General features: G+C 64.1%; 28 protein-coding genes. 20 read left to right on the top strand and 8 right to left on the bottom strand.

Going from position 1 to position 26763, the window contains the following annotated elements; translation table 11 throughout:
• From ACN0X7_RS17045 to ACN0X7_RS17020, 6 genes are all read left to right on the top strand, one after another.
• On the top strand, positions 1-154 hold a 154-nt coding region (locus ACN0X7_RS17045), incomplete at its 5' end, for a flagellin (RefSeq protein WP_417519476.1).
• Positions 155-284: 130 nt separating this feature from the next.
• A complete protein-coding gene (locus tag ACN0X7_RS17040) occupies positions 285-665 on the top strand; it encodes a flagellar protein FlaG (protein ID WP_417519466.1) in 381 nt (126 codons plus the stop codon).
• Positions 666-749: 84 nt separating this feature from the next.
• Positions 750-3734, top strand: coding sequence for an intermembrane phospholipid transport protein YdbH family protein (locus tag ACN0X7_RS17035; RefSeq protein ID WP_417519464.1), 2985 nt, complete (start codon positions 750-752; stop codon positions 3732-3734).
• A gap of 91 nt (positions 3735-3825) precedes the next feature.
• Positions 3826-4038 (top strand): YnbE family lipoprotein, encoded by a 213-nt coding sequence (locus tag ACN0X7_RS17030; protein ID WP_417519462.1) that lies wholly within the window; start codon positions 3826-3828, stop codon positions 4036-4038.
• Entirely contained in the window at positions 4038-4352 is a 315-nt protein-coding gene (locus ACN0X7_RS17025; protein WP_417519460.1) for a YdbL family protein, read from the top strand. Before ACN0X7_RS17030 ends, ACN0X7_RS17025 begins: the two co-directional genes overlap by 1 nt.
• A 29-nt stretch (positions 4353-4381) precedes the next feature.
• Positions 4382-5146, top strand: coding sequence for an SDR family NAD(P)-dependent oxidoreductase (locus ACN0X7_RS17020; RefSeq protein WP_417519458.1), 765 nt, complete (start codon positions 4382-4384; stop codon positions 5144-5146).
• A gap of 213 nt (positions 5147-5359) precedes the next feature.
• Here the strand turns inward: ACN0X7_RS17020 and ACN0X7_RS17015 are convergent, their stop codons facing one another.
• Positions 5360-5863: a YbjN domain-containing protein gene (locus ACN0X7_RS17015; RefSeq protein ID WP_417519456.1), complete on the bottom strand. Its 504-nt coding sequence runs from the start codon at positions 5861-5863 to the stop codon at positions 5360-5362.
• A gap of 129 nt (positions 5864-5992) precedes the next feature.
• A complete protein-coding gene (locus ACN0X7_RS17010; protein WP_417519454.1) occupies positions 5993-6295 on the bottom strand; it encodes an accessory factor UbiK family protein in 303 nt (100 codons plus the stop codon).
• A 127-nt stretch (positions 6296-6422) separates the two neighbouring features.
• On the opposite strand from ACN0X7_RS17010, the gene ACN0X7_RS17005 reads away from it, so the two are divergent.
• Positions 6423-7592 (top strand): acyl-CoA dehydrogenase family protein, encoded by a 1170-nt coding sequence (locus tag ACN0X7_RS17005; protein ID WP_417519452.1) that lies wholly within the window; start codon positions 6423-6425, stop codon positions 7590-7592.
• Positions 7593-7663: 71 nt separating this feature from the next.
• Here ACN0X7_RS17005 and ACN0X7_RS17000 read toward each other — a convergent pair whose 3' ends face one another.
• A complete protein-coding gene (locus ACN0X7_RS17000; protein WP_417519450.1) occupies positions 7664-8506 on the bottom strand; it encodes a universal stress protein in 843 nt (280 codons plus the stop codon).
• 192 nt (positions 8507-8698) lie between these two features.
• On the opposite strand from ACN0X7_RS17000, the gene ACN0X7_RS16995 reads away from it, so the two are divergent.
• The gene (locus ACN0X7_RS16995) at positions 8699-9433 is read left to right on the top strand and encodes a Crp/Fnr family transcriptional regulator (protein WP_417519448.1); all 735 of its coding nucleotides are present in this window, start codon (positions 8699-8701) and stop codon (positions 9431-9433) included.
• On the opposite strand, the gene ACN0X7_RS16990 is transcribed toward ACN0X7_RS16995, so the two are convergent.
• Positions 9434-9925 (bottom strand): hemerythrin domain-containing protein, encoded by a 492-nt coding sequence (locus tag ACN0X7_RS16990; RefSeq protein ID WP_417519446.1) that lies wholly within the window; start codon positions 9923-9925, stop codon positions 9434-9436.
• A 158-nt stretch (positions 9926-10083) separates the two neighbouring features.
• Between ACN0X7_RS16990 and ccoN the strand changes: the two genes are divergently transcribed.
• The 8 genes from ccoN to ccoS are packed head-to-tail and all read left to right on the top strand — an operon-like array spanning position 10084 to position 17833.
• A complete protein-coding gene (ccoN, locus tag ACN0X7_RS16985; protein ID WP_417519444.1) occupies positions 10084-11697 on the top strand; it encodes a cytochrome-c oxidase, cbb3-type subunit I in 1614 nt (537 codons plus the stop codon).
• Positions 11698-11710: 13 nt separating this feature from the next.
• The gene (gene ccoO / locus ACN0X7_RS16980; protein WP_417519442.1) at positions 11711-12436 is read left to right on the top strand and encodes a cytochrome-c oxidase, cbb3-type subunit II; all 726 of its coding nucleotides are present in this window, start codon (positions 11711-11713) and stop codon (positions 12434-12436) included.
• Positions 12437-12441: 5 nt separating this feature from the next.
• Positions 12442-12606 (top strand): cbb3-type cytochrome oxidase subunit 3, encoded by a 165-nt coding sequence (locus tag ACN0X7_RS16975; protein WP_417519440.1) that lies wholly within the window; start codon positions 12442-12444, stop codon positions 12604-12606.
• Positions 12603-13472, top strand: a complete 870-nt coding sequence (ccoP, locus tag ACN0X7_RS16970; RefSeq protein ID WP_417519438.1) for a cytochrome-c oxidase, cbb3-type subunit III — start codon at positions 12603-12605, stop codon at positions 13470-13472. The genes ACN0X7_RS16975 and ccoP overlap by 4 nt, the downstream gene beginning before the upstream one ends.
• Positions 13473-13479: 7 nt before the next feature.
• Positions 13480-14955: a cytochrome c oxidase accessory protein CcoG gene (gene ccoG / locus ACN0X7_RS16965; protein WP_417519436.1), complete on the top strand. Its 1476-nt coding sequence runs from the start codon at positions 13480-13482 to the stop codon at positions 14953-14955.
• Between the two features lie 3 nt (positions 14956-14958).
• Positions 14959-15456 carry a FixH family protein gene (locus ACN0X7_RS16960; protein WP_417519434.1) on the top strand — a complete coding sequence of 166 codons (498 nt, stop codon included), beginning with the start codon at positions 14959-14961 and terminating at the stop codon, positions 15454-15456.
• Positions 15457-15497: 41 nt separating this feature from the next.
• Positions 15498-17672: a heavy metal translocating P-type ATPase gene (locus tag ACN0X7_RS16955; RefSeq protein ID WP_417519432.1), complete on the top strand. Its 2175-nt coding sequence runs from the start codon at positions 15498-15500 to the stop codon at positions 17670-17672.
• Positions 17669-17833, top strand: coding sequence for a cbb3-type cytochrome oxidase assembly protein CcoS (gene ccoS, locus ACN0X7_RS16950; RefSeq protein ID WP_417519430.1), 165 nt, complete (start codon positions 17669-17671; stop codon positions 17831-17833). The genes ACN0X7_RS16955 and ccoS overlap by 4 nt, the downstream gene beginning before the upstream one ends.
• Here the strand turns inward: ccoS and ACN0X7_RS16945 are convergent, their stop codons facing one another.
• Together ACN0X7_RS16945 and ACN0X7_RS16940 are read right to left on the bottom strand one after the other, a co-directional pair.
• Entirely contained in the window at positions 17834-19369 is a 1536-nt protein-coding gene (locus ACN0X7_RS16945; RefSeq protein ID WP_417519428.1) for an acyl-CoA synthetase, read from the bottom strand.
• Positions 19370-19514: 145 nt separating this feature from the next.
• Positions 19515-21050, bottom strand: coding sequence for an acyl-CoA synthetase (locus ACN0X7_RS16940; RefSeq protein WP_417519426.1), 1536 nt, complete (start codon positions 21048-21050; stop codon positions 19515-19517).
• Positions 21051-21153: 103 nt separating this feature from the next.
• On the opposite strand from ACN0X7_RS16940, the gene dgt reads away from it, so the two are divergent.
• From dgt to ACN0X7_RS16925, 3 genes are read left to right on the top strand one after another with little or no spacing between them, the layout of a single operon-like run.
• Positions 21154-22419: a dGTP triphosphohydrolase gene (dgt, locus tag ACN0X7_RS16935; protein WP_417519424.1), complete on the top strand. Its 1266-nt coding sequence runs from the start codon at positions 21154-21156 to the stop codon at positions 22417-22419.
• Between the two features lie 23 nt (positions 22420-22442).
• Complete coding sequence (locus ACN0X7_RS16930) at positions 22443-23030, top strand: 2-hydroxychromene-2-carboxylate isomerase (RefSeq protein ID WP_417519422.1); 588 nt, start codon at positions 22443-22445, stop codon at positions 23028-23030.
• Positions 23027-23398, top strand: a complete 372-nt coding sequence (locus ACN0X7_RS16925) for an Hpt domain-containing protein (RefSeq protein ID WP_417519420.1) — start codon at positions 23027-23029, stop codon at positions 23396-23398. Before ACN0X7_RS16930 ends, ACN0X7_RS16925 begins: the two co-directional genes overlap by 4 nt.
• Positions 23399-23402: 4 nt before the next feature.
• On the opposite strand, the gene ACN0X7_RS16920 is transcribed toward ACN0X7_RS16925, so the two are convergent.
• Positions 23403-25631, bottom strand: a complete 2229-nt coding sequence (locus ACN0X7_RS16920; RefSeq protein WP_417519418.1) for an ATP-binding protein — start codon at positions 25629-25631, stop codon at positions 23403-23405.
• 184 nt (positions 25632-25815) lie between these two features.
• Positions 25816-26019, bottom strand: a complete 204-nt coding sequence (gene rpsU / locus ACN0X7_RS16915) for a 30S ribosomal protein S21 (protein ID WP_109794465.1) — start codon at positions 26017-26019, stop codon at positions 25816-25818.
• 202 nt (positions 26020-26221) lie between these two features.
• Between rpsU and ACN0X7_RS16910 the strand changes: the two genes are divergently transcribed.
• On the top strand, positions 26222-26719 hold the full coding sequence (locus ACN0X7_RS16910) for a thioesterase family protein (protein WP_417519417.1): 498 nt from the start codon (positions 26222-26224) through the stop codon (positions 26717-26719).
• Positions 26720-26763 lie beyond the last annotated feature (44 nt).

Here is a 26763-nt window from a genome sequence, read left to right as displayed (position 1 = left end):
GGATACCCTGACCACGGGTGTCGGCAATCTGGTGGACGCGGACCTGGCCAAGGAAAGCGCGAGGCTTCAGTCGCTGCAGATCAAGCAGCAGCTGGGTGTCCAGGCGCTGTCCATCGCCAACCAGGCACCGCAGACAATCCTCGGCCTCTTCTAGGAGACCGCGCGACGGGGATAGGGACCTCCGGGTCCCTGTCCCCAAAGCGCTGAGGCGGTCTGATCCCGCAGACGTTGCATGATTCACCGGGACAGCCGTCAGGAGGCCTTACCTATCAAGGAATGGCATCATGATAAGCGCAACAGGCAGCGTACCGGTCGGTACCGATGCGCTGAAACCGACCGTCAAGTCCGGACCGGACGAAGACAGGCAAACCACCAGATCGGCGCAGATCGAACAGCGTCGGGCCGAGAAGGCCAGCGAAGAGGCTGCGGAACCCGTCGTCGATCGTGGCGCTGCGGCCGAAACCGTCGCCAGAGCCATGTTCACCGAATTTCCGTCGAATGCGACGCTTGAGATCGACGTGAACGATCAGAAGGCCGGCTTCATCTACAAGGCCGTTGACCGCGACACCGGCGAGGTGATCAAGCAGTTTCCGGCGGAAGAAGTGCTGGCCCAGTTGGAGCGGCTGGCGAAAGTCCAGGGTCTGGCTGTCGACGGCAACGTCTGACCGGTCCCGTTCGCAAGGATTCTGGCGCAGCGGCTGAAGAACGACATATAACAGGGCGTCTGTACTGTTCGGCGGAGAATTTCCGTGTCCGCGCGCGCTCTGAGAATATTCACCTTTCTGACGGCGGGGACACTGGTCCTCCTTGCCGTTGTCTATGCTGGCCGGCTGTGGCTGGCAGAGCAGGTGCTCGTCTGGCAGTTCGAGCGGCAGGGCGTCTCGCCCGTCAGCCTCGACGTCACCGAGCTGGATCTCGATCACATCCGGATACGGAATCTTTCGGCGGGCGCCGACTACAGTGCAGACCTCGTGGAGGTCGGTTTCGACCCGCTGGCGGGTCAGGTGTCGCATGTCGCGGTGGACGGGATCAATGCGCGCATCGCCTACCGTGACGGACGCCTGGATCTCGGCCCGCTGAATCCGTTTCTGAAGCCTGCCGCCGATGGGCCGGACGAACCGGCTTCACTGCCCGACATCCGACTGACGGAGATCTCCCTGCTGGCGGAAACCGACGCTGGTCCGGTCAGCGTGGAGGTGCCGGGCACGGTCCATATCGCTCCCTCCGGACTGGCCACGGCTGACTCGGCGTTCGCGCTCGATCATGCGCGCGTCTCGGCCCGTGGCGTCATCCGCACAACCGCGACCCAGGCGGGGATCATCACCGTGAACGCGGATGTCGATACGCTTGAACTGGGCTCGGAGACACTGACCCGTCCGATCGATGCGAGCGACGTCAGTCTGCAGATGACCGTCCAGCCTGATTTCGTCAGCATCCGCATGGAGGGCGCGGTGCCGGATCTGGCCAGCACGTTCGCCCTGAACGCGGTCGCCGCCGCGCCCTTCGATCATCCGGTCGTCGACCTGAGCGCCTTTGCATCCTCGGACGATCTTGCCCTGTTTCGAGCCGCGTTTCCGGCCTTTCCGGTCGGCGCCGGCGAGGCGACCGTTGCGCTGGATTTCTCCGGCGGTGTCCGCACCGCGGGTCTGGCGGAAATACCGAAGTCGCTGCGCGGACAGCTGACCGTGGCCGTTTCCGGTACCCTGAAAGATATCCGCGATGTCGCGGAAGGTGTCGCGGGCGACGTCGAGATGACCGCCCGGATCGGCGCCGACGAAACCCGCGTGTCGGTGAACGCGGCGGCACTCGATATTGCCGGTCTGTCGCCCGTGCTGATACCTGCAGAGATCTCGGCGCGTTCCGATGTACCCCTGATCGGCCGGGACCTGAAATTCGTCGCCGGACCTGAACTGGTGCTGGTTGGCGACAATCTTCCGGGCCTGATTTCGGATCCCCTTCGCGATCCGGTGACGATCAATGGCAGCGTCGGCATCCGCTCGCTGGCCGCCCTGGATGTCGATCTGCGCGACGGTGTGGTTCATGCCGACAGGTTCGATTTCGCACGGATCGATGCCGCTGCGACCGGACTGGTCGTGGCGGGTCAGAAGCTCACCGAAACGCGCCTGAAGGGCCGCGGCAATGTTGGAAAGACGGTCTCGTTCGAGGGGATCGTTTCCACCGGCGCGGATCGGATGCGGCTGGGTGACAGCCGTCTCGACGGCCTGCGGTTGAGCGTGCCGGTCACGGTCGACGGATCCGAACAGGCGACTGTGATCCGGTTCGACGGCGGGGGCGCAGGCCTGGCCGGTGGAACGGTTTCGGACGTTCTCAGCCTCCGGAACGACTGGAAGGGGGCCGAGTTCTCGGGCCGCATAGCGCTGGGCCCCTGCACACTCGACGTCTGCGCGCCGGCGCTTCGGGACGTGTCGGTCCGGCTCCGGACCTCCGAACTGAGACTCGGCGTCATCGGGCGCGGCACGCTGGTCGCACAGGAAGCCGTGGCCGATCTGGCGTTCGCCAGGGCGCGCGCGGGCGACATGCTGGATACCAGGGTCACCCTGCTGGAAGCCAGGGCACCGGACATCGGCACCGCGCGCCGCATCCTTCTGGAGGGACGGGTCGATCCGGCACGTGCGACCTTCGATCATCGGCTGACCATGGCGAAAGTCGAACTGGCCGAAGGGCTCGTGCCGGGAGTGCCTCCCTTTCGCATCGAGGGGCGGTTGACCGAAGCCGTCGACAGGCCGCGGTTCGACGGCCGCCTGACGTCGCTCGCCTCGCCCGACCTTGTGATGGACGTCGACGCGCGGCCTGACGCCTTTCGGCTGACCCTGCCGGAAGGACCCTTGCCGCCGGTGCTGGAGATCGTCCGGGCGGCAGGTCTGGATGTGCCGGATCTGGCGCAGGTCGGGGGTCGCGTGTCCGGCACGCTCCGCTTCACGACCGCTGACCGGAACGGTCAACTGACGTTTGCGATCCGCGATGCCGCGGCAACCCTCGATCCCGCGCGGATCGAAGGGCTTGAGGCCGAGGTGCGGCTGCGGTCTCTGGCACCGCTGGCCAGCGACGGTGTTCAGGCGCTGTTCATCGACAGCATCGATGCTGGGTTTCCAGTCCGGGATCTGAACGTGTCCTACACGATACGCAAGGGTTCCGCCGGTCCGGTGCTCGACGTTGCGGCACTGTCGGCCGGGATGCTGGATGGCCGGGTGTCGCTGGCACCCTTCTCGGTAACCACGGCAGAGGCACCGATCGATCTGATGCTGAATTTCGAATCCATAGAACTGGGGGCGTTCGCGGCCCTGCTGGATATCGAGGGTGTCGCCGCGCGTGGCCGCCTGACGGGGACGGTGCCGGCGCGGATCACCGCCGCCGAGCGGGTTTCCATCGCCGGGGGGCGGCTGGTTGCCGAAGGCCCGGGCACGCTCAGCTTTCCGGTCAGCGCGATCAGGGATCTGCTCGCCGGGCAGGTCAGCGAGAATGCGGACCTGATCCTGAATGCGCTGACGGATTTTCACTACGATCGTCTGAGCATCGAGATCGACAAGGCGCTGGGCGGAGAGGCGCGGCTGTTCATCAGGCTGGAAGGCCGCAATCCGGCGCACCTGGATGGTCAGCCCTTCGTCTTCAATATCAATGTGACCGGCAACGCGGACAGGCTGGTCGAGGCGCTGCTGACTGTGTACCGCGCGACCTCGGGCGTGCTGCAGTCGGGCGTTCGGGGCTTGCAGTGATGTGCCGGAGAAACGACATTCACGAATTGGAAGCGGGACGCGTTCACGGGAACTGCCGGATCGCGCTCCAGGACAGGCAGAAAGTTGATCCATGACACGAACCGGAACCGCCAGGACACTTGCGGGCGCATCATTGATTGCGCTCTTATCGATCTCGCTGGCTGCCTGTGCGCCGAAAGTCGCGCTGGAGGCCCCGAAAGAACCGATAACCATCAACCTGAACATCAAGCTGGATGCCGATGTGCGTGTCCGGCTGGAAGAAAAGGCGAAGACTGACATCGCCAGGAACCCGGAGATATTCTGATGCTGCGCAAGATCATACTTGGTGTCGTGGTGATGCTGGGCCTGATGGGAACAGCATCGGCACAGTCGCTGGACGCGTTGCGGGCCAACGGATCCGTGGGCGAACGTTTTGACGGTCTGGCCGTGGCGCGCGATCCCGCCGCTGCCGATTTCGTGGCGCAGGTCAATCGCCAGCGACTGCAGATCTATCGTGACCGGGCCGCCGAACAGCAGGTGACAGTCGAACAGGTCGGCGAAGTCTACGCCCGGCAGATCGTGCAGACGTCGCCGAAAGGCACCTGGTTTCAGGACAGATCGGGCCAATGGCGGCGCTGAACGGAATTCCTTCTCTGGAGAACGATTGAATGTATGCACAGTTGCGGCTGGATGGCCGTATCGCCCTGGTGACCGGCGGCAGCAAGGGACTTGGCCGTTCGATGGCTTTGGCCCTCGCTTCGGCGGGGGCCACCGTCATTGTTTCGGCCCGCACCGAAGGGCCGTTGCAGGACGTTGTCCAGGAAATCGAGATGAAGGGCGGCAAGGCCGATCATCGCGTCTTCGACGTGACGGACGAGACGGCCTGTGCCGGGGCCGTCCAGTCGGTGCTGGCGGACCGCAAGCGTATCGATATCCTGATCAACAATGCCGGGATGATCAGCCGTGCGCCTTTGCTGGAGAGCAAGACGTCGGATTATCGCGACGTCGTCGAGGGTAACCTGATCGCGCCCTATGTGCTCGCCCGTGAGGTGGCGCGCCCGATGACCGAACGGGGCTATGGTCGCATCGTCAATATCGGATCGGTCATGTCGCAGATCGCGCGCCCGAACATCAGTTCCTACGTCGCAACGAAACATGCCATCGCCGGACTGACGAAATCCCTGGCCGTGGAGCTGGCCTCGACCGGGATCTGCGTGAACGCCATCGCGCCCGGTTATTTCGGAACGGAATTCAATGCGCCCCTGATGGCCGACACGGCGTTCACGAAGATGGTGGAGGAGCGCACACCTGCCGCGCGCTGGGGCCGTCCGGACGAGATCGGCGGTGCCGCTATTTTCCTCGCCTCGGAAGCCGCGTCCTTCGTCACCGGCCACACGCTGTTCGTCGATGGTGGCCTGACCGTCAAGCTTTAGAGCTGACCCTGCCCTGACTGAGTCGCTGCCACCCGGACTGTCACCCCCGGTTTATCCGGGGGCCTTGCTGAGTACCTGATACGCGCGGCGTTCGATGCGTCGACCGTTGCCCCCGCACGGAGGCGGGGGTTACAGCCTGTGGTATTTGACCGTTTCGATCGAATGCCGGGCCGCTTCAGGGATGCGCGCTACGGGTAGCGGCGGACAAATGCCTCAGGCTTCGCCGACGCAGTCCATCATGGCGGCCTCTGCGGCCTCGTCGGCGGACTTGCCGCCCCACAGGACATACTGGACAGCGGGGAAGAAGCGCTCGCATTCGGTGAAGGCAATGTCGAACAGGGCCTCGATCTGATCGAGTTCGACGCTGCCGTCGCGACCGAGCAGCAACGCGTGCCGGAACAGCAGCAGGCCCTCGTCGCGCCAGAGGTCGAAATGGCCCAGCGACAGCTTCTCGTTCGCGAGCACCAGCAGACCGTGCAGGTCGGGCTGGCGGGCCGCCGGTACTTTCAGGTCAAAGACGCAGGCGAAGTGCATCGCATGGATTTCCGGACGCCAGGACACCCACAGATGGAAATCACACCATTTGCCCGTGACCCCGACCGTCATCTCGTCCGACGCCGTCCGGTCCGCCGGCCATTCGTTGGCATCGACGAAATCCTCAACGGCATCAAGGGGATTGACGGTGGAAGCCTCGGCGAGTTCGATCAGCATGCTCATGACAACCGGTCTCCCTGCCATGCTGACAACGGAATGCCATCAGCATATATCGTGGCGACACGTCAACGAATCGCCAGATATAGGCTAGGGGGGCGGGAGTCCCGGCGTCAATCGTTCCTTGGCGGAAGGTCAGCTGTCTGCTTCGTCGGCCTTTTTGCGTCGCGGCGCGCGTTTGGGTTTCTTCAGTTCGGCCACTTCCTGGCGCAGGGTCTCGATCTCGGCGGCGAGCCGTTCGTTCTCCATCCGCGCTTCGCTCGCCATTTCCTTCACGGCCTCGAAACTTTCGCGGTCAACCAGATCCATATCCGCAACGATCCGCTCCAGCTGGGTGCGGAGCTTGGCCTCGACTTCCTCACGCGCGCCCTGAAAGGCACCCGCGGCGGACGTCATCACCTTGGAAATATCGTCAAACAGGGGGTTTCGGGTCTGCATGGCATCCTCGCTCGGTTGATGGCCAAGATATGGTGATCCGGACGGCGACCGCAACGCGACATGGTGGATGGCGGCGTTCCGATGTGTGGTGACGTCCGCGTCACCTGCGCTATAACCGGAGCAGCACATGCACAGTTTTCACCGGGGAGAGAAGGCGATGGGCCTGCAGCGCGAGATTTTCACCGAAGACCACGAGATTTTCCGGAACTCCATGCGGAAGTTCCTGGCCGACGAGATCGCACCGCATCACGAGAAGTGGGAGGCGCAGGGTTACGTCGATCGCGATGCCTGGAAACGGGCGGGCGAACTGGGGTTCCTGTGCATGTCGATGCCCGAGGAATACGGCGGCTCGGGCGCGGACCGGCTTTACAGCATGATCCTGTTCGAGGAAGTGCAGAAACAGAACCTGACCGGACTGGGGTACGGGCTGCACAATGAAATCGTGGCCCCCTACATCCTGCGCTACGGCTCGGACGAGCAGAAACAGAAGTACCTGCCGAAGATGGCGTCCGGCGAACTGATCGGTGCCATCGCCATGTCCGAGCCCGGCACCGGGTCGGACCTGCAGTCCGTGAAGACGACGGCGCTGAAGGACGGCAACGAGATCGTCGTCAACGGCCAGAAGACCTTCATCACCAACGGCTGGAACGCGGACATCGTGATCGTCGTGGCCAAGACGGACCCCACCAAGGGCGCCAAGGGCACGTCGCTGGTGATGCTGGAACGCGGCGACGAGGGCTTCGACAAGGGCCGCCGCCTGAAGAAGCTGGGCCTGAAGGCGCAGGACACGTCGGAGCTGTTCTTCGAGAACGTCCGCATCCCCGCAGACCGGATCCTGGGCGAGGAAGGCAAGGGCTTCCAGTATCTGATGCAGGAACTGGCCTGGGAACGGCTGCAGGTCGCGATCAGCGCGGCACAGGCGATCGAGACCGCGCTCGACATGACCGTCGAATACTGCAAGGAGCGGCAGGCGTTCGGCCAGCCGCTGATCGAGTTCCAGAACACGCGGTTCAAGCTGGCGGAGGTCAAGACCATCGCCCAGGTCGCCCGCACTTTCGTTGACGACTGCATGGCGAAGCTGCTGCGCGACGAACTGGATGCCGAAACCGCATCGATGGCCAAATGGTGGACCTCGGACCAGCAGAACAAGATGATCGACGAATGCCTGCAACTGTTCGGCGGTTACGGCTTCATGTGGGAATATCCGATCAGCCGCATGTATGCCGACGCGCGCGTGCAGCGGATCTATGCCGGCACGAACGAGATCATGAAGGAAATCATCGCGCGGAAGCTCTGACGCGCAGCGCGGAAACCGATCGGATCGGGCCGAAGCGCGGTTTCAGGCGCTTCGGCCCGATTCCCTGTCGATCAGTGCGACAGCAGGACCGGCAGGGTCATCTGCTGCAGGATCGACCGGGTGACGCCACCGAACAGCGTCTGCTGCAGGCGGGAGTGGGCAAACGCGCCCATCACCAGCATGTCCGCATCCAGGTCCGCCGCCCGCGACAGGATCAGGTTGCCCGGATCGATGCCACTTGCGCTCTCGACCATCAGGTTCACGTTCAGCCCGTGACGGGCCAGATGGGTCGAGATGTCCGCGCCGGGCAGTTCGCCATGGGCGTCGCCGCGACTGTGCGGGTTGACGACCAGAACATTGACCTTGCCGGCCTTGCGGATCAGCGGCATCGCATCGCCCAGCGCCCGCGCTGCCTCGCGGCTGCCGTCCCAGCCGACAACGACGTTGGACGCGATCTTCTCATGCGTCCCCATATACGGGATGACCAGCACCGGCCGGCCCGCCGCCAGCACGATTTCCTCGATGACGTCCCGGCCGCCGGCGCGGGGCACTTCCGGGTCGGACTGGCGCACGATCACCAGATCGGCGTGACGGCCATGGGTGGCGACGACTTCGTGCACTTCGGCACCATAGGTCTTGGCCGCCCGGAAGTCGGTGCCGATCCCGGCCTTTTCCGTCCGTTCGGTGAACGCGGCCTTCGCCTTCGCGATCTGGTCGCCGACCATGGAGTCCATGGCCCGATAGACCCCCTCGGACAGACCGGCAAAGCCATAGATCGGCAGGTCCGGATCGGTGACGGTCGTCAGACCGGCAAGATGCGCGTCATGCTCGGTCGCAAGCGCGATCGCGGCACCGGTTTCCGCTGCATTGTCCGAAGCCGGATCCAGATGAAGAAGGATATCCGAGATGGTCATCGTTTCGCTCCCATGGCTGCACGGTAGGCCGACATGATGCCGCGACGGCGGGCTGCGTTCTTGATCCGGATCAAATACCGCGGGAAAGATGAAAAAATGCGCGGTTTGACGCGTGCGCTATCGCTCACCGGCGGCGGGTGCGGTTTCCGGCTACTATGTTACCATTCATGATCCGGACATGAGGTCGGTGTGATGCAGATGATGTCCCTCAATGGTGAGGTAATGCGGTGCTCAAGCTGCGCCATCCGCCATCGTGCGGTTTGCGGGGCGCTTTCGGAGGATGAGCTCGCGGCAATCAACGCGATCGCGCGGCAGCGGATCGTGAAAGCGGGCGAGACCATCCTCAACGCAGACGAGGAAATCACATTCTTCGCCAACATCGTGGCCGGTTCGGTCAAGCTGACCAAGATCATGGCCGATGGCCGTCAGCAGATCGTGGGCCTGCAGTTTGCGCCCGATTTCCTGGGGCGCGCCTTCAGGGAGCGCAGTCCCTATTTCGCGGAAGCGGCGACCGATGTGGAACTCTGCGTTTTCCCGAAGAAGGAATTCGAGCGGCTGCTCAGCGAGAAGCCGGGCTTCGAGATGCGCCTGTTCCAGGACACGCTGAACGAACTGGACGCGGCGCGCGACTGGATGCTGCTGCTGGGGCGCAAGACCGCGTCCGAGAAGGTGGCGAGCTTTCTGGAGATGATCGCGCGGCGCAGCCCGATGATCGGATGCGCCCATACCGCCGAGCAGGCCGGGGTCAGTTTCCATCTGCCGCTGACTCGCTCGGACATCGCCGACTATCTCGGCCTGACCATCGAGACGGTCAGCCGCCAGATCGGCAAGCTGAAGAGCGCGGGAATCGTCGAACTGCATGCGACGCGCGAGGTCTCGGTGACGGATATGGACGGCCTGCGCGCGGCGGCGAGCTCCGAGGCCTGATCAGGGCCGGTCCAGCACCTGCGTCAGGATGTACTCCTCCCATTCGACATGCCGGCGCATGGTATGGAAATACAGCCGTATCAGATAGCCGAGCGCGTCCGGATTCCGGATCCTGCCCTCGGCCTGCACCGTTTCCAGCGCCTCGGCCAGTTCGTGACCCAGCGGTTCATTCTCCGAATGTTCCGAAGTCAGCCGCTCCAGTGCGCGCCGATGCGGACCCGAGGGCTCCGGCCCGGTGCCCAGCCATGTCCGAAAGGCACGTTCCTCTTCGGTGCAGTGTGCCGGAATGCCCACGCGCAATGCCAGCACAAGGGTTCCGATAACGGACGCGGTCGGCATGTCGGGCAGCGCGTCGGCCACACGTTCCAGTTCGTCGCAGATATGGCGCACCAGATCGTGCTCGTCGGCAAGCGTCGTCGGTCCGTCGGCCTCGAACCGCATCTGGTCGCTGATGGCGCGTTTCAGATGCGAATGGGTCAGCTTGATACGCATCCTTCGGGAGTCTTTCTCTCAGTCAAACTCGCAGTTTCCAAAAGGTCGCACATCTGCCCGACCCGGTTTTGATCCAGATCAAGAACCTGTTTCATGGCAACGCCTATCCCCGGCATACGCGGCAAACTTCCTCGCCGCGGTCAGCAAGGGGGACATTCATGGGCAATGTCATCATGATGGTTCTGGCGGCGCTTGGCGGCGTCGTCGGACTGATCGGCGCGGCGCTGGGGCATGACGAACTGTTCCGGGCGCACGCCTGGGTTTTCGTCGCGGCCAGCATGCTGACGCTCTATGTCATGCTGCGGCGCTACGGCGAGCCATCGGACGATGACGGGACCGGCTATGCCGACGGCGTGATCCGATACGGCGTCATCGCGACAACCTTCTGGGGCGTCGTCGGTTTTCTGGTCGGTCTTGTGATCGCGCTTCAACTGGCCTTTCCGGCCCTGAACCTGGGCTTCGAATACACGACCTTCGGGCGGTTGCGTCCCCTGCACACCTCCGCCGTGATCTTCGCCTTTGGCGGCAACGCCCTGATCTGCACCAGCCTGTACGTTGTCCAGCGGACCTGCCGGGTCCGCCTGGCGCTGGGCGGCCTGTCCTGGTTCGTCTTCTGGGGCTATCAGCTCTTCATCGTGCTGGCGGCGACCGGCTATGTGATGGGCGTGACCCAGTCGAAAGAATATGCCGAGCCCGAATGGTATGTGGATGTCTGGCTGACCATTGTCTGGGTCGCCTATCTGGCGGTCTTCATGGTGACGCTGTTCCGGCGCAAGGAACCGCACATCTATGTCGCCAACTGGTTCTATCTGGCCTTCATCGTCACCGTGGCCATGCTGCATCTGGTCAACAACATGGCCGTGCCGGTCTCCTTCCTCGGCTCCAAGAGCTATTCCGCCTTCGCGGGCGTCCAGGACGCGCTGACGCAATGGTGGTACGGCCACAATGCGGTCGGCTTCTTCCTGACGGCGGGTTTCCTGGGGATGATGTATTACTTCGTCCCGAAACAGGCCGAACGGCCGGTCTACAGCTACCGGCTGTCGATCGTGCACTTCTGGGGCCTGATCTTCCTCTACATCTGGGCCGGGCCGCATCATTTGCATTACACGGCGCTGCCCGACTGGGCGCAGACGCTGGGCATGGTCTTCTCGATCATGCTGTGGATGCCGTCCTGGGGCGGCATGATCAACGGCCTGATGACGTTGTCGGGGGCGTGGGACAAGCTGCGCACCGATCCGGTCATCCGCATGATGGTGATCGCGCTCGCCTTCTACGGCATGTCGACCTTCGAGGGTCCGATGATGTCGATCAAGGCGGTCAACGGTCTGAGCCATTACACCGACTGGACCATCGGCCACGTGCATTCAGGTGCGCTGGGCTGGGTCGGCATGATCACCTTCGGGGCGATCTACTTCCTCGTGCCGAAGCTCTGGAACAAGCAGGGCCTCTACAGCCTGCGCCTGGTCAGCTGGCATGTGTGGCTCGCCACCATCGGCATCGTGATCTATGCGGCCGTCATGTGGGTCAGCGGCATCATGCAGGGTCTGATGTGGCGCGAATATGATGCGAACGGCTTCCTGGTCTACAGCTTCGCCGAAACGGTCGCGGCCATGCATCCCTTCTATGTCATCCGCGCGCTTGGCGGCGGCCTCTACATCGCCGGTGCCCTGCTGATGGTCTACAACATCTGGCGCACCATCACGGATGCGCCGGAGCAGGCCCCCGAACTGAATGCGACGGCTGGCGATCGGCCCGCCGCGCAGACCGCCTGATCCGGAGAGTGATATGAAATTCAGTCACGCAACCATCGAAAAGAACGCCACGCTGATGCTGGTCCTCAGCCTCATCGTGGTCTCCATCGGCGGCATCGTCGAGATCGCGCCCCTGTTCTACATGCAGAACACGATCGAGAAGGTGGAGGGCGTCCGGCCCTATGCGCCGCTGGAGCTGGCCGGTCGCAACGTGTACGTCCGCGAAGGCTGTTACAACTGCCACAGCCAGATGATCCGCCCGATGCGCGACGAGGTCGAACGCTACGGGCACTACAGCCTGGCGGCGGAGAGCATGTACGACCATCCGTTCCAGTGGGGGTCGAAGCGGACGGGTCCGGATCTCGCGCGCGTCGGACAGCGCTATTCCAACGACTGGCACGTTCAGCACCTGATCGACCCGCGCTCGGTCGTGCCCGAATCGATCATGCCGCCCTACGCCTTCCTGTTGGACAAGAAGGTGCGTACCGACGACATCGTCGCGCACCTGCGCGCCCAGCAGGCGGTCGGCGTGCCCTATACCGACGAGATGATCGAAGCCGCGGCCGAGGATCTGAAGGCCCAGGCCGATCCGGACGCCGACTGGGACGGTCTTCTGGCACGCTATCCGAAAGCGCAGACGGGCGACTTCGACGGCGATCCGTCGCAACTGACCGAGATGGATGCGCTGGTCGCCTATCTGCAGATGATCGGCACGCTGGTGGATTTCTCCGCCTATCGCGCCGAAGAAAATTACAGGTGAGTTTCATGGATCACGAAATCATGCGGCACCTGGCCGATACCTGGGGACTGGTCCTGCTGGTCCTGATGTTTGTGGGCGCAGTCGGGTTCCTGTTCCGGCCCGGAGCCAGGAAGTACTATCGCGACTGCAGCCGGATCCCGCTTGCCGATGACCGGAGGCCGAAACAATGAGCGACGACAAGAAAGATGACGTTACCGGCGTCGACACCACCGGACACGAGTGGGACGGTATCCGCGAGCTGAACAATCCGCTGCCGCGCTGGTGGCTGTACTCCTTCTACGCCACGATCATCTGGGCCATCGGCTATTGCATCGCCTATCCGGCGATACCGCTGATCGAAAGCGCAACGCCGGGTCTGCTGGGCTATTCCAGCCGGGCGGCGCTGGAAGACGACATGAATCTGGCACGCGAGCGCCAGCAGGACGTGATGCGCAACTTCACGACCATGTCGCTGAAACAGATCCGCGAGGATCCGACGACGTTCGAATTCGCCCGCAGCGGCGGCCGGGCGGCGTTTCTGGTCAACTGTGTGCAGTGCCACGGATCCGGTGCCGCCGGATCGCCCGGCTATCCCAATCTGAATGACGATGACTGGCTTTGGGGCGGCAAGCCCGAAGACATCCTGACGACCCTTCGGCATGGTATCCGCTACGATCGTGACGATGATACGCGCTACTCGCTGATGCCGGCCTTTGGCAAGGATGGCCTTCTGGAACGCGAACAGATCGCACAGGTCACACAGCATGTGCTCGCCTTGTCCGGTCAGGAGCATGATGCCGAGGCCGCCGCGGCGGGCGCGGAAGTCTACGCGGAAAACTGCGCAGCCTGTCACGGCGAGCAGGGCAAGGGCGATCCCGCGCAGGGTGCGCCCAACATCAGCGATCCCCTGTGGCTGTACGGCGGCACGGAAGCCGAGATCCGGCAGCAGATCCACGCCCCCCGTCACGGGGTCATGCCGGCCTGGGATTTCCGGCTGAACGATGCGACCCTGAAACAGCTCGCGATCTACGTGCACTCACTGGGTGGCGGGGAGTAGGCACCTCATGAGCGACGCGCGGCAGGTCGATCGCATTGACGTCGAGCCGGTCAACAACCGGCGGAAACGGTCGATGTATGTCGCGCGTCGCCGCATCCATCCGATGCGCGTCTCCGGCGCGTTCCGGCGGTTGAAGTGGTGGATCATGGGCATCACGCTCGCGATCTATTACATCACACCTTGGATCCGCTGGGACCGGGGTGAAGGCATGCCGGACCAGGCGGTGCTGATCGATCTGGAACACCGCCGCTTCTTCTTCTTCTTCATCGAGATATGGCCGCAGGAATTCTACTACGTCGCGGGCCTGCTGATCATGGCGGGCATCGGGCTGTTTCTGGTGACCTCCGTGCTGGGACGTGCCTGGTGCGGCTATGCCTGTCCGCAGACGGTCTGGGTGGATCTGTTCATCCATGTCGAACGCTGGCTGGAAGGCGACCGCAACGCGCGCTTCCGTCTCGACAAGGCGTCCTGGGGCTTCGAGAAGATCCGCAAGCGGGTGACGAAATATCTGATCTGGATCCTGATCTCGGTCGCCACGGGCGGCGCATGGGTGTTCTATTTCGCCGATGCACCGACCCTGTTTGTCGATCTGTTCACCCTGGACGCGAGCTCTATCGCGTACATCACCGTTGCCATCCTGACCGCCACGACGTTCGTGTTCGGCGGCCTGATGCGCGAGCAGGTCTGCACCTACATGTGCCCGTGGCCGCGCATCCAGGCGGCGATGCTGGACGAGAATTCGCTGACCGTGACCTATCACGACTGGCGCGGCGAGCCGCGGGGCCGTCATCGCAAGTCGGAAGAAGCGCAGAAACTGGGCGACTGTATCGATTGCAACCAGTGCGTCGCGGTCTGTCCCATGGGCATCGACATCCGCGACGGTTCGCAGCTTGAGTGTATCAATTGCGCCCTGTGCATCGACGCCTGCAACAATGTGATGGCGAAGACGGGCGGCACACCGAACCTGATCTCCTACGCCAGCCTGAAGAGCTATGAAGTCGCCGCCGACGGCGGGACGCCCGAACCTTTGCTGAAGACCGTGTTCCGGCCCCGGACCCTGATCTACACGGGACTGTGGTCGCTGGTCGGTCTGGCGATGCTGTTCGTGCTGCTGACGCGCGACCGGCTGGACATCAGCGTGCAGGCCGACCGCAACCCGCGATACGTGCTGTTGTCCGACGGCCAGGTCCGCAACGGCTACACCATCAAGATCCTGAACATGGACCTGGAGGAGAAGCGCGTGCTGCTGCGGGTCGCGGACTTGCCCGGAGCGCTGATGACTGTCGTCGGCCAGGATCTCTGGCCCAGCCGCACGCGCGAGTTCGTGCTGGAGCCTGACAAGGTTGCGCAGTTGAGGGTCTTCGTGTCCGTGCCGCGCGATCAGCTGGAACCGGGCGACAACCCGTTTCGATTCTCGGTCACGGATCTGACGGGCATCGAGGAAGCACACTATGGCGCGCACTTCACCGCGCCGGAAGGATAGAACATGACCGACACGGCAGCCGACGTTCCCGTCAAGGGTCAGATCACCGGTCTGAAGGTCCTGTTGGCCTTCTGCGCCTTCTTCGGTGTGATCATCGCGGTCAATCTGATTCTGGCAGCGTTCGCACTCAGCACCGATACCGGACTGGTGGTCCGCAACAGCTATGTCGCCAGCCAGGATTTCAACAGGATGCAGGCCGCCGCCGCGGCGCAGGAAGAACTCGGCTGGTCGTTGGCGCTTGATCACGATGGCGCGGGGGTCGCCATCAGTGCGGTGGACGCGAACGGCACCGCATTGACCGGTCTGGTCATGACGGGCACCGCTCAGCGGCCGGTCTCCAAGTTTCAGGATCAGGCGTTGCGCTTTTCCGAGACCGGCACCGGCGTCTATCGTGCAGAAACCGGGCTGGGCGAAGGCGTCTGGCAGATCGACGTGACGGCACAGGACTGGCGCGGCCAGACCTTCCGGCGCATCTTCCGCATCGAAGGCGGTGCCGGATAATGACCTGCTGTACCACTTCCGCGTCGCCCTGTGCGCCGAAGATGCGGGACCTGTCGGGTGCGCTGCAGTCGCTGGACCTGCTGGTACCAGGTGTGCATTGCGCCGGATGCATCTCGCGCGTCGAAGGGGCGGTGCTGGCACTGGAAGGCGTCAGCTCCGCGCGGCTGAACCTCACGACACGGAGGTTGTCGGTCAGACATGCCGATGCACTCAGGCCTGAACGCATCATCGCGGCCGTCGAAGGGCAGGGCTATGACTGCCGCCGCTTCGATGCCGCCGAAGCCGGTGCGGCGATGCAGGACCGGGAAGGCCGGACCCTGCTGCGTGCGCTTGCCGTCGCAGGTTTCGCCGCCGGCAATGTCATGCTGCTGTCGGTGTCCGTCTGGTCGGGTGCCGACGGTGCGACACGCGACCTGTTCCACTGGATTTCCGCCCTGATTGCCCTGCCCGCCATCGCTGTGGCGGGTCAGCCGTTCTTCCGCTCCGCCTGGCAGGCGCTGAGGCAGCGGCATCTGAACATGGATGTGCCGATCTCGCTGGCCGTCATCCTGGCGGCGATTCTCAGTCTGGATGCGACCGTCAAGGGGGGCGAGGAAGCCTTCTTCGATGCCGCCGTGATGTTGCTGTTTTTCCTCCTCGTCGGGCGGTATCTGGACCACCGCGTCCGGGCACGCGCGCGGTCTGCCGTCAGCCAGTTGCTCTCGCTCTGGTCGTCGGAGGCCACGCGGCTGGTTGGCGGCGAAACCGAACGGGTCGCCATCGAGCAGATCGCCGAGGGCGACCTTTTGCTGGTTTCTGCGGGCGAGCGGATGCCGGTGGACGGCATCGTCGAACGGGGCACGGGTGATCTGGACTGCGCCATCGTCACGGGCGAGGCCGAACCGGTCACGGTCGTGCCGGGCGATGCGGTACGTGCCGGCACGCAGACCCTGACACATCCGCTGACCATCCGCGCGACCGCCGTCGGCGAGGATACGTTCCTGGCCCAGGTGGTCCGCCTGATGGAGGGCGCAGAACGCAGCCGGGGGCGGCATGTGCGGCTGGCCGATCGCGCCGCGCGCATTTATGCCCCCGCCGTGCATCTTGTCGCGGCACTGACCTTCGCGGGCTGGATGCTGGCGGGTGCGACGTGGGGCGAGGCGCTCTGGATCGCCGTCTCGGTGCTGATCATCACCTGCCCCTGCGCGCTCGGGCTGGCCGTGCCCGCCGTTCAGGTTGTCGCCAGCGGTGCCTTGTTCCGTGCCGGTATCCTGCTGAAGGACGGTGCCGCACTGGAACGGCTGGCCGAGGCGGACCGGGCGGCCTTCGACAAGACCGGTACGGTGACGATGGGGCAGCCCAGGGTCACGGGGTCCGACCTGCAGCCGCCACAAATGGAACTTGCCGCCGCGCTGGCGCGTCACAGCCGTCATCCGCTGGCCGTCGCGCTGGCATCGTTCGCATCGCAGGACATCGATCCCGGGATCACCGGGATTGTCGAACATCCGGGGCAGGGCCTGAGCGGGGTGCACGAGGGCATGACGTTGCGTCTTGGCAAGCCGTCATTCGTCGGGGTGCCGGATCCCGGTGAGGCAGGCGGGTCCGAATTGTGGTTCGCCATGAAGGGCACGGTCTGCGGCAGGGTCACGCTTGAGGATGCACTGCGGCCCGACGCCGTGGAAACGATCGGTCTGCTGGAACGCGCCGGCCTGGATCCCGTTCTGCTGTCCGGGGACAATGCCGGTGCCGTGGCGCGCACTGCCCGGCAGGCGGGCTTCGCGCACTGGCAGTCGGCACTCGAACCGGCAGACAAGATCGCGGCCCTCGACGCGCTGAAGGCCGCCGGGCACAGGCCCGTGATGGTCGGCGACGGGATCAACGATGCGCCTGCGCTGGCTGCGGCTCACGTGTCCATCGCACCTGCAAGCGCTTCCGATGTCGGTCGCGCGGCAGCCGATCTGGTGTTCACCGGCGACAGCCTGGCCGCCGTCGCGACGGCCCGCCACATCGCCACGGGTGCCCGGCGTCTGATCATCCAGAATTTCGGTCTCGCGCTGGGCTATAACCTGATCGCGATTCCGATCGCCGTGCTGGGCGGTGCATCACCGCTGGTGGCGGCCATCGCGATGTCTTCGTCGTCCATTGTGGTCACGCTGAACGCACTGCGGCTCCGCTGGCGGGTGAAGACGAAAGCCGCGTCCGCGCCTGCGGCGACCCTGAAGGAGATGCCGGCATGAACGTGCTCACCTTTCTGATTCCCGTCGCGCTGCTGCTTGGTGCAGCCGGTCTGGTCGCCTTTCTCTGGGCGCTGCGATCCGGTCAGTACGACGACCCGGAAGGCGCCGCCGAGCGCATCTTCACGCCCGACCCGATGGAAAAAGACACTCCTCCGCGATAGTCAGATCCGGCGCGGCATCCCGGCCCAATAGGGTTCGCGCAGCTTCCGCTTGAAGATCTTGCCGGAATCCTCGCGGGGCAGGCTGTCGGCGAAGACGATCTCGCGCGGGATCTTGTATTTCGCGACATGGTCGGACAGGTAGCGCTTCACGTCCTCGGGTCCGATGGAGGGGTCGGCGACCTCGATATGGGCGGCCAGGGCCTCGCCGAACTCGGCGTTCGGAATGCCGAACACGGCACAGTCCTTCACCCCCGGCATGCCCGCCAGCGCCTTCTCGATCTCCGCCGGATAGATGTTCACGCCACCGGAAATGACCATGTCGTTCTTGCGGTCGGCAAGGAACAGGCAGCCGTCCTCGTCCAGCCAGCCCATGTCGCCGTTGGTCAGGAAGCCGTCGACATCCATCTCGCGGCGGGCGGCGTCGCGCTTGTGATAGGTGAAGTCCGTGCGGTGGGGGCGCCAGATGTAGACCTCGCCGATCTCGCCGGGGGGCAGGTCCTTCTTGTCGTCGTCCAGGATGCGGATCTGGTTCTCGGCGATGGGCTTGCCGACGGTCCCGGTCTTGTTGATGGCCATGTCGGGCGTCACGATGGTGACGATGCCGTTCTCGGTCGAGCCGTAGTATTCATAGATCACCGGCCCCCACCAATCGATCATCTGCCGCTTGGCTTCCGGCGGGCAGGGGGCCGCGCCATGGATGACGTACTGCAGGCTGGAGGTGTCGTATTTCGCCTTCACGTCGTCCGGCAGACGCAGCAGGCGCACGAACATGGTCGGCACGACATGCATGTGCGTGATCCTGTGTTCGTCGATGATCTGCAGCAGTTCCTCGGCATCGAAGCGCGCTTCCAGATAGATCGCCGCGCCCGCGCGGGCCGCCCCCAGGCCGTAGGCGTTCGGTGCGGAATGATACATCGGGCCGGTCATCACCGTGCGGACGCCGCTGGCATCGACCGGGATGCCGAAGCCGTCCTGAATCTGCATGGCCTGGCGCGCCTGGGCTTCCTCGTCCATCGGCTCCCGCCGCACGCCTTTCGGATTCCCGGTGGTGCCGGAGGTATAGATCATCGTCCCGCGCGAGGCGGGGGGGGCGTCGGTCCAGGGATCCTTGTCCGCCTTGAAATCATCATAGGCGATGACGCCGTCCGGCAGGCCGTCCGGCACCGTGGCACCATAGGCTGCCGCGATTTCCGGCGGGGTCGGCACGGCGACGATGGTCACACCGTCGGGCACGGCGCCCAGGATCGGCTTCAGCAGGTCGGAGTGGATGACCAGCACCTTTGCATCGCAGTCGCGCAGGATGAAGCTCGCTTCCTCCGCCGTATAGTGCCAGTTGATCGGCGTCGCGTAGGCACCCAGCAGGGTGCAGGCGGCGGATGTCTCGAAGAAGGGAAAATCGTTGCGCAGGTAGATGGCGACGCAATCGTCTGTGCCGACGCCTGCATCGTTCAGGGCACGGGCAACCCGCATGGCATTGTCCAGCCGCTCCTCCGCCGTGCTGGTGCGGTCGCCGCTGATGATTGTGCCTGGTTGCATGGTCATTCTCTCGTTCCCTCTGAATTATTTGTCATCCCCGATGGCGCATTCACTCGGGGATCGGGTTGAACCAGCCATTTCCTGATCCCGATTCCCGTGTTTCGCTGACGCGAAAACGGGGATGACGTGTTCTTCCGATTTATTGTCAGATCTGCCGTCCGGCTTCTTTCCAGTAGGGCTCCCGCAGCTTCCGCTTGAAGATCTTGCCCGAATCCTGCCTGGGCAGTTCCTTCTCAAACACGATCAGCTTCGGCACCTTGAACTTCGCCAGCCGCTCGGCCAGCCATTCCCGGATGTGCGCTTCGGTCAGGCGCTGATCTTCCAGCTGGACGTGCGCGGCCAGCGACTCGCCGAACTCGTCGTCGGGAATACCGAACACGGCACAGTCCTTCACGCCGGGCAGGCCGATCAGCACCATCTCGATCTCGGCGGGATAGATGTTCACGCCGCCCGAGATGACCATGTCCTTCTTGCGGTCGCACAGGAACAGGAACCCGTCCTCGTCCAGATAGCCGACATCGCCACAGGTGACGAGATGGTCGATCCCGCACTCTTCGCGCTTCGCGTGGTTCTTGTTGTAGGTGAAGTCTGGCCAGCCCATCAGGCGCATGTAGACCTCGCCGATCTCGCCGGGCTTCAGCCAGTTGCCGTCGTCGTCGGCGATGCGCAGGTCCGTCCAGGGCAGCGCCTTGCCGACCGTGCCGGGCTTGGCCAGCGCCTCCTCCGCGCTGTGGAACACGGTCGCGCCGGTCTCGGTACCGCCGTAATATTCATAGATCACCGGTCCCCACCATTCGATCATCTGCCGCTTCACATCGGCGGGGCAGGGCGCGGCGGCATGGACGACATGCTTCAGCGACGAGCAGTCGTACTTCGCGCGCACCTCCTCGGGCAGCTTCAGCAGGCGCACGAACATGGTGGGCACCATGTGGATGTGCGTGATGCGGTAGTCCTGAATCATGCGCAGCAGGTCTTCCGGATCGAAGCGCGGTTGCAGGATCGTCAGGCCCGCCTTCGCCGCCGAACTCAACCCGTAGGCGTTGGGCGCGGAGTGATACATCGGTCCGGTGATGACCGTGCGGATGTCGTCGTCCTCGGTCAGCCCGAACACGATCTCGTACAGATCGGCGGTGCGCTGTTGCATCTCGGGGGTGGCGGGTTCGCGGCGGACACCCTTCGGATTGCCGGTGGTGCCCGAGGTATAGATCATCGTGTTGCGCTGGGTCTTCGGTTCCTTCGTGAAGACCGGCTGGTTGGCCAGCCAGGCGTTCCAGTTGATGCGGTCGTCAGGCACGTCGCGCGCCTCTTCCGGCAGGCCGTAGGCACCGGCGATCTCCGGCGGTGTGGGGACCACCAGAACGGCGCAGTCCTTCGGGATCGCACGCGCCACACCGGGCAGCAGATCGGCATGGATCACCAGCGCCCGCGCGTCGCAGTCATCCAGCACATAGCCGACCTCGTCCGCCGACCCGTGCCAGTTGATCGGAACGGCGTAGGCCCCGGCCAGGGTCGCGCCCATCGATGCCTCGAAGAAGGCGAAGTCGTTGCGCAGCATCAGGCAGACGGAATCATCGTCGCCGACCCCCAGCTTTTCAAATCCGCCGGCGGCCTTGGCGACATTGTGTGTCATCTCGGCGCGCTCGATGCGCCGGTCGCCCGACAGGATAGTGCCCCGATACATCTGACGTCCCTCCCCAGAAACGGTGTCGTTTCGTCATCTTTACGCAGGCGCGGGGATGCTGTGAAGTGCGCGCGGGCGAATCGCAGCTATTCGGGACGGGTAAATGTTGGACTGGCGACGGTTGCTTTCGGCCAGCCGCAGGACGGGTGACCGGCCCGATCCCGTGGATCCGGCCCGCAGCCCCTTTCAGAAGGATTTCGACCGGATCGTGTTCTGCTCGGCCTTTCGCCGGCTGCAGGACAAGACCCAGGTGCATCCGCGGTCCGAGAACGATTACGTCCGTACCCGCCTGACCCACAGCCTGGAAGTGGCGTCCGTCGGGCGGTCGCTGGGAGCCGGTGTCGGACAGATCATCGCCGGCCGCCGCCGACTGCCGCCCGACCTCAGTGCCGCGGAATTCGGCCATATCGTTTCTGCCGCCTGTCTGGCGCATGATATCGGCAACCCGCCGTTCGGCCATCGCGGCGAGGCGCTGATCCGGGAGTGGTTCGCGAACAGCCGCCGGGGGCAGTCGGCGATTGCGCCGCTGAACGAGGCCCAGCGGCAGGACGTGCTGAAGTTCGAGGGCAACGCCCAGGGTTTCCGGATTCTGACGCGCCTGCAGAACTGGACCGACAATGGCGGGCTGCGGCTGACGGCGGCAACGCTGGGGGCCTTCACGAAATATCCGCGGCTGTCGGTGCTTGCCGACAGCCCGTCCGCCCGCGATGCCGGTGCGCGGAAGTTCGGCGTGATGCAGGCGGAAGCGGACATCTTCCGGGATCTCGCGCGCGAGCTGGCGCTGCCCGAAGTCTCGCCTGGCCGGTGGCTGCGGCATCCGCTGGCATGGCTGGTGGAGGCCGCGGACGACATCTGTTACTCGATCGTCGATCTGGAGGACGGGTTCAAGCTGGGCAAGCTGAGTTTCGACGCCGCCGAATCCCTGTTGCGTCCGATCACGGGGGACGGGCGGCGGTATCAGGAGATCGCCGAGCCCGCCCGGCGCATCGCCTATCTGCGGGCCAAGGCGATCGGCCGACTGGTCGAGCAGGCCGTGCAGACGTTTGTGGATCTGGAACCGGCAATGCTGGATGGTCGTCCGGCCCCCTCGCTGCTGGAGGCGATGCCCTGCCGGACAGCCCTGGACGAGATCGCCCGGGTCACGGCGCAGAAGATCTTCGTGCCGGATGATGACTACGACATCTATCTGGGGGCCGATGAAGCCATCGCGCACTTGCTCGACTCCACGATGAAACAGGACGGATTCGGTCTTTCGGACTATGAACGCGTGCTGAAAGCGACCGATCACGTCTCGGGGATGACGGATTCCTATGCCTTGCAGCGCTTTCGCGACCACGGCGATGTGGTAGAACCGATGTCGCGCCGGTAGATGCGCGTCAGGGGGAGTTGAGGATGGATATCGATTACTACTGTGCTTTGACGTCACCATGGAGCTATCTGGGCCATGCCCGGCTGGGCAAGATAGCGGCGGACGCGGGGGCCACGATCCGGATCATGCCGGTCAATGCGCTGACCGTTTTCGACCGGACGGGCGGTCTGCCCCTGCCGAAACGCTCGCCCGAACGCCAGGCCTACCGGATGCAGGAAATCAAGCGCTGGCCGGCCAGGCTGGGCATTCCGCTGAACCCGCAACCCGCGTTCTTTCCGACCGATGAGACCCAGGCCGCGCTGATCGTCATCGCCGCCCGCGAAAGCGGCAAGGATGCCTTCGGACTGGCCGGGCGTTTCATGCGCGCCGTCTGGGCCGAGGAACGCAACATCGCGGACACGGCGACCATCGCCGCCATCGTCGGTGAGGCCGGGCTGGATCACGGTGCCCTGGCGCGGAAAGCCGAGGAGATCGACGCCGCCGCCATCCGCGATCAGCACGGCGAACAGGCCGTCGCCGAAGGCGTCTTCGGCGTCCCCAGCTACAAGATCGGCGACCAGCTTTTCTGGGGACAGGACCGGCTGTCGTTTGTCGAGGACGCGCTGAGTTGAACCAGCCCAGGGATGCGGATGCGATACCGCTGCTGGATGATGGCATACTGGCCGACATGGCCGGTGGCAGTGGCGACGATGTGGTTGCCGCGCTGGTCGAGGGGTTTCTTGAAGAGGCCCGTGACCGGGTCGCAGCCATTCTGAAGGCTGCGGCAGATCACGATGAGGCGGCCGTCGGATTTCAGGCGCACGCGTTGAAAAGCACATCGGCGACGTACGGTGCGTTGCGGCTGCGTCAGGTTGCGGCGGATCTTGAACGGGCGGCGCGTGAGGGCGACAGCGCCGCCATTCCGCTCGGCCTGCAGGGAATTGAGGCGCTCTGGCGTGAAACCGACGCTGCTTTCAGGGCCCGGTTCCTGACCGGCTGATCCTCTACGCGGACTGCGGACGGGTCTGCGTGCACGCTTCGGCGCAGGGGAAATGCAGCATGACGCGCGTTCCCCGTCCCGGTGCGGTGACCACTTCCATCCTGCCGCCGTGCAGTTCCACCAGCTTGCGCGTGATGGGCAGCCCCAGACCGGTCCCGCCCGCGATCTCCGCCGTCACGGCCCGGCCGAAAGGTTCCAGGGCCAGCTCCAGGTCCTCGTCGCTCATGCCGATACCGTCGTCCTCGACGAAAAGGATCAGGCCATCCCGGTCCGCCTGGGTGCCGATCTCGATCACGCCGTCGTCCGCCGTGAACTTGATGGCGTTGTTCAGCAGATTGATCAGCATCTGCCGCAGGGCCCGCTGGTCCGCCAGGAACCGGTCGCCGTCGGGGGCGATGCCCTGTCTGATCGTGCGTGACCCGGTCTCGTTCCGGAACAGGGTACAGGCGCGCCGGATTTCCTCACGCGCGGACAGGGTTTCAAGGTCCAGCTGCTGGCGTTCCGATTCGATGCGTGACAGGTCCAGGATATCGTTCACCAGGCTGAGCAGATGCTGGCCGCTGGCCGAGATGTCGCCCGCATATTCGCGATAGCGGGGATTGTCGATCGGGCCGAACATCTGCTGTTCCATGACGCTCGCGAAGCCGATGATCGCGTTCAGCGGCGTGCGCAGTTCGTGGCTCATGTTGGCGATGAACTCCGATTTCGCCCGGTTGGCGGCCTCGGCCTTCCGGCGGGCGACCTGTGCCTCCTCCTGCGCCGTGACAAGTGTCGTGACGTCCTTGCCGACGCCCCTGCAGCCCTGATAGGTGCCGTGGCGATCGTAGATGGGATCGCCGCTCAGATTGATCATGCGGTCGACGCCGCCGGGAAAGCGGAACAGCAGCGGCCGGTCGCGAAACGCCTTTCGGGTGGCCCATATATCAAGCAGATCCTGCCATTCCCGGGCCTGGCCAGCGGACATGTCGGACAGCGCCGAGAGCGTGATCGTCTTCCAGTTTCGACCGATGAACTGTTGCGGGTCCAGCCCCGTGATCTGGCGGATGCCGTCCGACAGATAGGTGATGTTCATCTCCGCATCGGTCTCGAAATACCAGTCCACGGCCATGTTCGCGAATTCGCGGAACCGGTCTTCGCCGCGCCGCAGTTCGAACTCGTCCGCCTTGCGCTGGGTGATGTCGATCAGATAGCTGTCGAGATACCGCTCTCCCGATGCCTGATCGACGGTCGTCCAGCCGTTCTCCATCAGCCATCGTTCCGCGCCCGTGACCGGGTGCCTGAAGCGGAACTCGATGCGATAGGGGGTGCCGTGTTCGATCCGGGCGACGCCGGCGTCATAATAGTGCGGCATGTCGTCGGGATGAATGGCGCGCAGCCACTGGCCCAGATCGACGCTGCCGTCCGGTTCCAGCACGCCGAGAATCTGCTGCGCGTCGCGCCCCCAGACCTGGGCACGGGTGTTGTCGTGGTTCAGGCGCGCAAACACCATGTCCTGCGTGTTCAGGACGTAGGATCGGAACTGGTCCATCTGGCGCCGGGATTCGGTGACGTCGATCAGCAGGACCGCGACCGCGCCGTTCTTGAAGCGCATCCGGCTGGTGTTCAGCCAGCGGCCGTTGCCGGTGCGGACGGTCAGGGTCTCCGAGGTCTTGCCCATGAAGTGCCGGACCGAGCTGCGGACGTATTTCTCCTCGATCCCTTCCGCATCCGGCAGATACTGCCGCGAGATGCAGTCGTAAAGCAGGTCCGAGAAATGTCCGCCGATGCGCGGGAAGCCTTCGAACCTGGGAAAGAAGCTGTGGAACGTCTCGTTGACGGCCAGGACATGGCCCTTCGCATCCAGGAAGATGATTCCGGTTTCGTCGTTGGTGATGGTCGAGATCACGCCGGCGGTCAGCGTGTTCGAGACCTGAACGTCGTCGATGATGGACCCGCGCAGCTGATAGACATCCTCGCCTCGAAGCCGGACGGAGAGCACCAGCCTGCGTCTGTCGGCCAGCGTGTATTCCAGCATCTCGCGGGTGCCGGCGTGCTGGCGCAGCACCGCGATGCCGCCCAGCGGATCCAGCCATGCCGCTATGCCGGGCAGTTCATCGAAGCCGATGGCGTCCAGAAAGACGGTGCTGGCCACGATCAGTTCGACCGTCGTGTCCCCGGCGCGCAGGAGCGCGATGGGACGGCTGTCATTTCGGATGACGTCGACGAGCAGGTCGCTGTCTGATGCTGATTGCACTGTGGTTCACCGGTTGTCTGAAGGGGCGGACCTTAGCCGGCATAGGTTCACAAATTGCAAACCGCCGCTGTGACGACGGCGGTATCGGCAGTGGAAAGAAGCGCCGCATCGGCCAACGGCGAAAAGCCCGAACAGTATCCTGTTCAGGCTCGACGTGCCGGCGATCTTCAGGAAGAGGTGCGGGTCAGAGACCGTCGCGCTGGGCGCGCTTGCGGGCCAGCTTGCGGGCCCGGCGAACGGCTTCGGCCTTCTCGCGCGCGCGGCGCTGCGAGGGCTTTTCGTAGTAATTGCGGAGTTTCATTTCACGGAAGATGCCTTCACGTTGCATCTTCTTCTTCAGGACCTTGAGGGCCTGGTCGACGTTGTTGTCACGAACGCTGACTTCCAATTTGACCTCTTTCGAGTTTGTCGCTTTGACACGGCTTTGATGAAATCCACGGGCAAAAGACACCCGCCCGGTGAAGCTGTCTCCACCGATGAAGCGCGGCTTATAACATGCCGTTCCTGTTGCGCCAAGGAAGAGTTGCAGCATTGCGCAGGCGCGACCGCACAGGCACTCTGCCCGCCGTTTTCTGGGTGAGGAGCGGCGGATGCACGATATTTCGGTACCACTGGCGGATTTTTCGGATCGGGTACGTTCCGAATGGATCGACCATAACGGTCACATGAACATGGGCTATTACATGGTCGTGTTCGACTATGCGACGGACGCCTTCCTCGATCATTGCGGCCTGACGACGGCGCACCGGGAGGCGGAACAGGTGACGACCTTCGCGCTGGAAGGCCACATCAACTACCTGGCCGAGGTCGGCGAGGGCGATCCGCTGCTGTTCAGGACGTATCTGATCGGGTTCGACGAGAAACGCATTCACTACATGCATGAAATGCTGCACGGCGAAGAGGGCTACCGGGCGTCGACCAACGAACTGATGAGCCTGCACGTCAGCCGCAGGACGCGCCGCGCGGCGCCGATGCACGAGGATATCCGCGCCCGGCTGCAGGCGATCATGGATGCGCAATCGGCGGCGGGGATCGAGATGCCGCCTGAGGCAGGCCGTTCGCTCGGGCTGAATAATCGCCGCAGGTAACGAACTGTCATACAAGATGACGGCGGGCTGTCGTAGGATGCCGT

The sequence above is a fragment of the Minwuia sp. genome (assembly GCF_048263705.1).
Taxonomy (GTDB): domain Bacteria; phylum Pseudomonadota; class Alphaproteobacteria; order Minwuiales; family Minwuiaceae; genus Minwuia.
Note: the sequence above shows the minus strand (reverse complement) of the source record. Positions and strands in the feature narration are given on the sequence as shown.

Coding starts and splice junctions, on each gene's coding strand:
- ACN0X7_RS17020 (WP_417519458.1), top strand. CDS start 4,382: ATGTATGCACAGTTGCGGCTGGATGGCCGTATCGCCCTGGTGACCGGC.
- ACN0X7_RS17000 (WP_417519450.1), bottom strand. CDS start 8,506: ATGACCATCTCGGATATCCTTCTTCATCTGGATCCGGCTTCGGACAAT.
- ccoN (WP_417519444.1), top strand. CDS start 10,084: ATGGGCAATGTCATCATGATGGTTCTGGCGGCGCTTGGCGGCGTCGTC.
- ACN0X7_RS16960 (WP_417519434.1), top strand. CDS start 14,959: ATGACCGACACGGCAGCCGACGTTCCCGTCAAGGGTCAGATCACCGGT.
- ACN0X7_RS16940 (WP_417519426.1), bottom strand. CDS start 21,050: ATGTATCGGGGCACTATCCTGTCGGGCGACCGGCGCATCGAGCGCGCC.
- ACN0X7_RS17025 (WP_417519460.1), top strand. CDS start 4,038: ATGCTGCGCAAGATCATACTTGGTGTCGTGGTGATGCTGGGCCTGATG.
- ccoG (WP_417519436.1), top strand. CDS start 13,480: ATGAGCGACGCGCGGCAGGTCGATCGCATTGACGTCGAGCCGGTCAAC.
- ACN0X7_RS17010 (WP_417519454.1), bottom strand. CDS start 6,295: ATGCAGACCCGAAACCCCCTGTTTGACGATATTTCCAAGGTGATGACG.
- ACN0X7_RS17030 (WP_417519462.1), top strand. CDS start 3,826: ATGACACGAACCGGAACCGCCAGGACACTTGCGGGCGCATCATTGATT.
- ACN0X7_RS16930 (WP_417519422.1), top strand. CDS start 22,443: ATGGATATCGATTACTACTGTGCTTTGACGTCACCATGGAGCTATCTG.
- ACN0X7_RS17015 (WP_417519456.1), bottom strand. CDS start 5,863: ATGAGCATGCTGATCGAACTCGCCGAGGCTTCCACCGTCAATCCCCTT.
- ACN0X7_RS16945 (WP_417519428.1), bottom strand. CDS start 19,369: ATGCAACCAGGCACAATCATCAGCGGCGACCGCACCAGCACGGCGGAG.
- ccoO (WP_417519442.1), top strand. CDS start 11,711: ATGAAATTCAGTCACGCAACCATCGAAAAGAACGCCACGCTGATGCTG.
- ACN0X7_RS16910 (WP_417519417.1), top strand. CDS start 26,222: ATGCACGATATTTCGGTACCACTGGCGGATTTTTCGGATCGGGTACGT.
- ACN0X7_RS16955 (WP_417519432.1), top strand. CDS start 15,498: ATGCGGGACCTGTCGGGTGCGCTGCAGTCGCTGGACCTGCTGGTACCA.
- ACN0X7_RS17005 (WP_417519452.1), top strand. CDS start 6,423: ATGCACAGTTTTCACCGGGGAGAGAAGGCGATGGGCCTGCAGCGCGAG.
- dgt (WP_417519424.1), top strand. CDS start 21,154: ATGTTGGACTGGCGACGGTTGCTTTCGGCCAGCCGCAGGACGGGTGAC.
- ACN0X7_RS16995 (WP_417519448.1), top strand. CDS start 8,699: ATGCAGATGATGTCCCTCAATGGTGAGGTAATGCGGTGCTCAAGCTGC.
- ccoP (WP_417519438.1), top strand. CDS start 12,603: ATGAGCGACGACAAGAAAGATGACGTTACCGGCGTCGACACCACCGGA.
- ccoS (WP_417519430.1), top strand. CDS start 17,669: ATGAACGTGCTCACCTTTCTGATTCCCGTCGCGCTGCTGCTTGGTGCA.
- ACN0X7_RS16990 (WP_417519446.1), bottom strand. CDS start 9,925: ATGCGTATCAAGCTGACCCATTCGCATCTGAAACGCGCCATCAGCGAC.
- ACN0X7_RS16975 (WP_417519440.1), top strand. CDS start 12,442: ATGGATCACGAAATCATGCGGCACCTGGCCGATACCTGGGGACTGGTC.
- ACN0X7_RS17040 (WP_417519466.1), top strand. CDS start 285: ATGATAAGCGCAACAGGCAGCGTACCGGTCGGTACCGATGCGCTGAAA.